The organism is Oceanibaculum pacificum, assembly GCF_001618175.1.
GTDB lineage: Bacteria > Pseudomonadota > Alphaproteobacteria > Oceanibaculales > Oceanibaculaceae > Oceanibaculum > Oceanibaculum pacificum.
Window position 1 is genome coordinate 1 of record NZ_LPXN01000091.1, and the last position, 5,136, is coordinate 5,136.

The following is a 5,136-nucleotide window of genomic DNA, read 5'->3' on the forward strand; positions in this document are numbered from 1 at the left end:
TGAACCTTGGATTCCCGGCACAAGGCCGGGAATGACCGGCGGAGTGGGAAGACGACTTGGAGGAAATCACCGGCGAAAAACAGCGCCAGCATCCGAGCGCCGTCGTCTTACAGCCCCAGATGGGCGTTGATGGCGGCGATGCCCGGATGGGCGTCGAGCACGGCCTGGACGTCGCGCCAGCCGGCGCGGTGGGGCGGGGGCGGCAGATGTTGGTACAGCGCCTGGAAGAAGGCGTAATCCTCCGGATGGTCGAGCGTCCAGCGCCCGGCGGGCAGGCCGTGCGGCGCCAGGTGATGCTCCTTGGGCAGGATCGGATGGCGGATGATCCAGGGGGTGACATGCTCGCGCTCATAGTCGCTCTCGGCGCGGGCGGCGGCCATTTCCAGCGCCTCGCGGCTGAACACCTCGGTATCCAGCCCCTTCGGCCAGCGCGCCTCGCGGTGGGTGTTGCTGGCATAGGCGACGCCGGTGGCATGGAACACCGCCAGCGTGCCGCCGCTGACCTCGGGGTCGATCAGTGGGCAGTCGCTGGTCACCCGGATGATCGTCTCCGCCTCGACCAGCCGCGCCGCGCCCAGATAGCGGCCCAGCACGTCGCTTTCCGAACCGCGAAAAACGGTGGCGCCGCAAGCTTCAGCCTCGACCGCCACCGCATCGCAGTCCGGCGTGTCCACCGTGGCGCAGACCACGACGTCAACGCCCGGGATCGCCTGGCAGCGGGTCAGCACATGGCGCAGCACGCTCCAGCCGGCGAGATCCTTCAGCACCTTGCCGGGCAGCCTTGTGGAGCCCATGCGGGCCTGGACGATGCAGGCGGTCTTGGCGGTCATGCGCTGTCTCCCCGGAATTTTCCCCTAGGGTAGCAGATTGGGACGGTCCTGGTCGCTGTCGCCGCGCACCAGCCGCACACGCCCTTGTGGTTCGCCGAATTGCTTGTAGCTGTAGGCGATTTCCTGGTTGGCTTGGCGATAGGGTTCGAAATAATGCGGGGCGATCAGGCCGGGCGTCGCGTGCCGGTCGAGAAAGCCGGCGGCGGCCAATGCCGCCGGATCGACCCCGTGGCTGTAAAAATCGACATATTCCGCGCCGCTCTCGCGCAGCAGCCCCGGCAGCGGCGCGGCCAGCAGCCGGTCAGGCCCGACCAGGTCCACCAGGCGCAGCACCGACGAACCCGCTGCCTCGGCCAGCCGGAAGACGAGGAAGCCCCGAATATCGCCACCCTCCGCCACGCCGTACAGCCGGTAGCGGTAGAAGGGATGGCGCAGATAGCGCCGGGCCAGATGCAGCCGCGATTTTGTCGGCACGATGCCGGCGAAGCAGCGATCCACGGAAGCGGGCAGGGCCATCAGCGCCGCCTCGTCCAGCGGCACCAGGAGCAGGCCGGATTCAGCCGGCGTCGGCAGGGCGTCCGGCACGCCGACGGCGATGCGGTAATCGCGGCGCGCGGGGTCGAACAGCAGATGATGGTCGAGCGCGCCCAGCGCATAGTTCATGGCCCGGTAGATCGGCTCCACCGCCAGCGTCAGGCCGATGGCGCCGATGAAGCGTGGCTTCAGCGCCTGGCGCATCCAGTTCACCAGCAGCATGCCCAGCCCGGCGACGGACGGGCTTTCCGTGGTCTTCCAGAAGCATGGAAAGATTTGTGATAATTCAGCTATTTGTGGGTCGAAGTGATGTTGCGGGATGAATCCAAGAATGCCTTCGATCCGGCCGCCGATGCGCGCCGCGACGAAGCTGTAGCGCTCGCCATCGGCCGACAAATGCTGCCAGTCCAGCATTTCCGGGGAGGTGACGAAGGCATGGTCGGCCCGCCAGGAATCGCGGATGAAGGCGCGCAGATCGTCGCGCTCCTCCCGCGTCACCAGGGCGAGGGCCGGGCGCTCCATCTAGGCCGTGCTGCCGGCATCCACGGTCAGCACCGTGCCGGTGACGCGCGCCGCGTCGGGGCCGAGCAGATAGGCGACCGCGCCGGCCACGTCCGCGCCCTGCGCCAGGCCGCCCAGCGGGCTGCGCCGCTTGATGGCGGCCAGCTTCTCGCCTTGCAGCCCCTCGGTCATGCCGGTCTCCACGAAACCGGGGGCGACGCAATTCACGGTGATGCCCATCGGCCCCAGCTCGCGCGCCAGCGACTGGCTGAATCCTTCCAGTCCGGCCTTGGAGGCGGCATAGGCCGACAGGCCGGAAAAGCCGGTGCGGGCGATGATCGAGGACAGGGTGACGATGCGCCCTTCGCCCCGGCTCATCATGCCCCGGCAGGCCGATTTGGTGAGGGCGATGGTCGCCAGAAGATTGACCCGCAACACGCGCTCGATATCGCTCAGATGCTGGGTCGCCAGCGCGCCGTCCAGCCCGATGCCGGCATTGTTCACCAGCCCGTAGAGCGGGCCGTGTTCCTTCACGATGCCGGTGACCAGCGCATGGATGCCCTCCACATCCGCCAGATCGTGGGCATGGAATGGCGCGTCCACCCCCTCGGGCAACCCCGCGGGTGCGGTGCGTGAAACCACGATGGGCCGGTAGCCATCCGCCAGCAGCCGCTCGGTGATGGCGCGGCCGATGCCCCGGCCGCCGCCGGTGATCAGCACATTCCTCATGCGCCGCTCCCGCTGCGGGCGAGCTTGCCGCTGGCGCCGATATTGAGATCCTCGACCAGGCGGATCAGCGCCGGGCGCTTGAACGGCTCCAGCCGGCCCGCGCAATGCGCCTCGATGGATTTGCGCAGGGCGGCTGGGTCGGCGGGCGGCGTGGCCGGCACGATGTCGGCGGTGACGATCTGACCGGTGATCGGGTTTCGGCGGGCGGCCACACGGGCCAGCGCCACCTGCGGATGGCTCAGCAGCACGGCTTCGACCTCCTCGGGATGGACCTTGTTGCCGCCGACATTGATGCAGCCATCCTCGCGCCCCGCGAAATAGACCCTGTCGCCGGACAGGATAACCGAATCGCCGGTATCGACGTAGCCCTGCGCATCGGCGAAGCGCCTCTCGCCGCCGAGATAAGCCGGATCGACCAGCGTGTTGCGGACGAACAGCCGGCCCTCGCGGATTGCCAGCGCGACGCCCTTGGGTGGTTCGGCCAGGTAGAAGGCGGGAAAGCCGACCGCGCCGTCGGTCACCGAGAAGGCCGCGCCGGCCTCGGTCGAGGCATAGACATGAGTGATGCGCGCCGCCGGATAGCGCTCGCGCAGCGCCGCCAGGATCGCCGAATCGACGATCTCGCCGCCCAGCGTGACCTGCCGCAGCGGCAGCGTTTCCGCGCCCGGCGTCATCAGCAGCTTGCGCCATAGGGTGGGCGTGGCCGACAAAGCGGTGCAGCCGGCCGCCGCCAGCTCGGCAACCCGTTGCGGCAGCGGATCGCGCCCATCGGTCAGGATCAGCGGGGTGCCGCCCAGCAGCGCCTGCAGGAACACCTGCAGGCCGGCGAAGCGCGTCAGATCGTACAGCAGCCCCCAGCGCGGACCTCCGCCCCTGTCCGGCCCGGCGAGGCGTGTGAGGCGGGTGAGGGAGGCCAGGGAATGGCGCACCAGCTTCGGCGTGCCGGTGGTGCCGGAGGTGGCGAGGATCCAGTCGGTCTCGACTTCTCCGTCGCCAGGAATATTCTCCGACTCCGAGCGGATCAGCCGGTCGATGCCGGCCTGGGCCATCAGCGCGGCGATTATGTCGTCGGGCAAAGAGGGCAGCAGCAGCACCCGTTCCGCGACGCCATCCAGCGCCAGGATGGCGCGGGCCAGCGCCAGCGGATCGTCCAGCCGCAGCGCCACCCGGCCACCGGCGGCGGTCCGCGTCAGCGCGCCGGCGCGGACCGTCTCGCCCTTGTGCAGGAAGACCGGACTGTCGGCCGGACGGGATCGCAGTGCGGCGCGCAGCATCAGCCCCTCTTGGCGGCGTGCGCCTCGTAGAAACCGATGAAATCGCCGAAGGTGACGGGGTAGTAGGCCTCGCTCGATTCCACGAACGGGTCGAAGCCGAACGATTCCTCCAGCCGGGTCACCAATATGGCGAAGCCCAGCGAATCCAGGCCGCTTTCCAGCAGCACCGCGCCGTCGTCCGGCAGTGCCGCCGGCCGCGCCCCGCTCTGGCTCTCCACCACCTCGGCATAGGTGGCGAGGATGGTTTGCCGGATCGGGGTCATGCGCGAGGCTCCTGACGGTGACGGTCGGTCCCTTATACCGGCATCCGCCAGGAGGGGGAATGCCGCCGTCCTAGAACTGGATGCGGTTGGTGTAGGCGCCGTCTACCACGAGGTTGGCGCCGGAGACGAAGCTTGCGGCCGGGCTTGCCAGGAATACGGCGGCGCGGGCGACCTCTTCCGGCGTGCCCATGCGGCCGGCGCGGTTCTTTTTCAGGAAATGCTCGTAGCGCGCCGGATCGTTGATCTTGGTGCGGCCCCACACGCCGCCTTCGAAATAGATCGTGCCGGGCGAGACGGTGTTGGCGCGGATGCCTTTGCCGGCATGCACCTTGGCGAGATTCGACATATAGGCGATGACCGCCGCCTTCACCGTGTTGTAGGAGCGCACGGTGTCGGCGGAAATCTCGATGCCCGACACGCTGGAGATGGCGACGATGGCGCCGTTGCCGGCCTTTTCCAGGAACGGCAGGGCGGCTTCCACCGTGCGCATGGTGCCCATGATGTCCACCTCGACGCTGGCGCGCCAGGCGCTCTCCTCATTGCCGCCGCCCATGGCGCTGACATTGGCGACGAGGATATCTATGCCGCCCAGCTTCGCCGCCGCATCGGCGACGAAGCCGCGGATGCTGTCGCTGTCGCCGACATCGGCTATGCCGCCATAGGCCGTCGCGCCGGTGGCGGAGATGGCCTGTTCGGTCGCCTTCACCTCATCTTCCTTGCGCGCGCAGAAGGCCACGTCGCAGCCCTCGGCGGCCAGGATATCGACGATGGCCCGGCCGATGCCGCGCGTACCGCCGGTGACGACGGCCTTCTTGCCCTTCAACCCCAGATCCATGTTCGGTCTTTCTTGTGTCGTGTTTCAGTTTGATGGCCGGAGTGTAGGGGAGGGCAGCGAGGCACGCCATCGGCCCAATGGGGGAGCTGATATGCGGTTCATGCTGCCGCCATCCCCTTCGAGACGCCGGCCCCAAAAGGATTTGGCGCCGGCTCCTCAGGGTGAGGTCA

6 protein-coding genes are annotated in these 5,136 nt (G+C 68.4%); all 6 read right to left on the reverse strand.

The window, feature by feature from the left end; all coding sequences use genetic code 11:
- Positions 1-107: 107 nt before the first annotated feature.
- Positions 108-830 (reverse strand): cytidylyltransferase domain-containing protein, encoded by a 723-nt coding sequence (locus AUP43_RS06315; RefSeq protein WP_067553930.1) that lies wholly within the window; start codon positions 828-830, stop codon positions 108-110.
- Between the two features lie 24 nt (positions 831-854).
- Positions 855-1,886, reverse strand: a complete 1,032-nt coding sequence (locus AUP43_RS06320) for a hypothetical protein (protein WP_067553933.1) — start codon at positions 1,884-1,886, stop codon at positions 855-857.
- Positions 1,887-2,594, reverse strand: a complete 708-nt coding sequence (locus tag AUP43_RS06325) for an SDR family NAD(P)-dependent oxidoreductase (protein WP_067553936.1) — start codon at positions 2,592-2,594, stop codon at positions 1,887-1,889.
- On the reverse strand, positions 2,591-3,868 hold the full coding sequence (locus tag AUP43_RS06330) for an ANL family adenylate-forming protein (RefSeq protein ID WP_067553939.1): 1,278 nt from the start codon (positions 3,866-3,868) through the stop codon (positions 2,591-2,593). The genes AUP43_RS06325 and AUP43_RS06330 overlap by 4 nt, the downstream gene beginning before the upstream one ends.
- The gene (locus AUP43_RS06335) at positions 3,868-4,131 is read right to left on the reverse strand and encodes an acyl carrier protein (RefSeq protein ID WP_067553941.1); all 264 of its coding nucleotides are present in this window, start codon (positions 4,129-4,131) and stop codon (positions 3,868-3,870) included. The genes AUP43_RS06330 and AUP43_RS06335 overlap by 1 nt, the downstream gene beginning before the upstream one ends.
- Before the next feature lie 70 nt (positions 4,132-4,201).
- A complete protein-coding gene (locus tag AUP43_RS06340; RefSeq protein ID WP_067553944.1) occupies positions 4,202-4,966 on the reverse strand; it encodes an SDR family NAD(P)-dependent oxidoreductase in 765 nt (254 codons plus the stop codon).
- Positions 4,967-5,136 lie beyond the last annotated feature (170 nt).

What these genes read in the sequence shown, in the direction of transcription:
- AUP43_RS06315 (WP_067553930.1), bottom strand. Translation starts at nt 830, where the DNA reads ATGACCGCCAAGACCGCCTGCATCGTCCAGGCCCGCATGGGCTCCACA.
- AUP43_RS06320 (WP_067553933.1), bottom strand. Translation starts at nt 1,886, where the DNA reads ATGGAGCGCCCGGCCCTCGCCCTGGTGACGCGGGAGGAGCGCGACGAT.
- AUP43_RS06325 (WP_067553936.1), bottom strand. Translation starts at nt 2,594, where the DNA reads ATGAGGAATGTGCTGATCACCGGCGGCGGCCGGGGCATCGGCCGCGCC.
- AUP43_RS06330 (WP_067553939.1), bottom strand. Translation starts at nt 3,868, where the DNA reads ATGCTGCGCGCCGCACTGCGATCCCGTCCGGCCGACAGTCCGGTCTTC.
- AUP43_RS06335 (WP_067553941.1), bottom strand. Translation starts at nt 4,131, where the DNA reads ATGACCCCGATCCGGCAAACCATCCTCGCCACCTATGCCGAGGTGGTG.
- AUP43_RS06340 (WP_067553944.1), bottom strand. Translation starts at nt 4,966, where the DNA reads ATGGATCTGGGGTTGAAGGGCAAGAAGGCCGTCGTCACCGGCGGTACG.